The organism is Pseudoalteromonas sp. S2755 (genome assembly GCF_005886535.1).
GTDB lineage: Bacteria > Pseudomonadota > Gammaproteobacteria > Enterobacterales > Alteromonadaceae > Pseudoalteromonas.
The window spans coordinates 1-353 of the sequence record NZ_PNDS01000277.1; the positions used below are offsets into that span (position 1 = coordinate 1).

Consider the following 353-nt stretch of genomic DNA (forward strand, 5'->3'; position numbering starts at 1 on the left):
CATCCCTTGATGCCATACGGAGCAGCAAGCTGCCCATCACCGTATGGCGAGGTGTTACTGTGACTCAGGCTTACAATTACGCCTATAAAGCCGCTTAACGAGCGTCTTTAACCAGATTAGCAACGCGATATGAAAGAGATGCGCCTTGACCTACCGAGTGATCACCACGAGATAAATCAAAACGTACTTTTTCTTCCTGACCTGCTGCGATCGGGTTAAACAAACCTACTTTCTCGATGAAACGAACGTCACGCGAGAAACGGCTATCCCAAACCACGATTAGATAGAATGGACGCTTTATAGCGCAGCCACGATGCAAACGAATAGTAACCATACCGTCCTCTACATAGATT

General features: G+C 47.0%; 1 protein-coding gene. It reads right to left on the reverse strand.

The window, feature by feature from the left end:
* Nucleotides 1-94: 94 nt before the first annotated feature.
* Nucleotides 95-334 carry a 30S ribosomal protein S16 gene (gene rpsP / locus CWC03_RS23215; protein WP_138583832.1) on the reverse strand — a complete coding sequence of 80 codons (240 nt, stop codon included), beginning with the start codon at nt 332-334 and terminating at the stop codon, nt 95-97.
* Nucleotides 335-353 lie beyond the last annotated feature (19 nt).

What these genes read in the sequence shown, in the direction of transcription:
- rpsP (WP_138583832.1), bottom strand. Translation starts at nt 334, where the DNA reads ATGGTTACTATTCGTTTGCATCGTGGCTGCGCTATAAAGCGTCCATTC.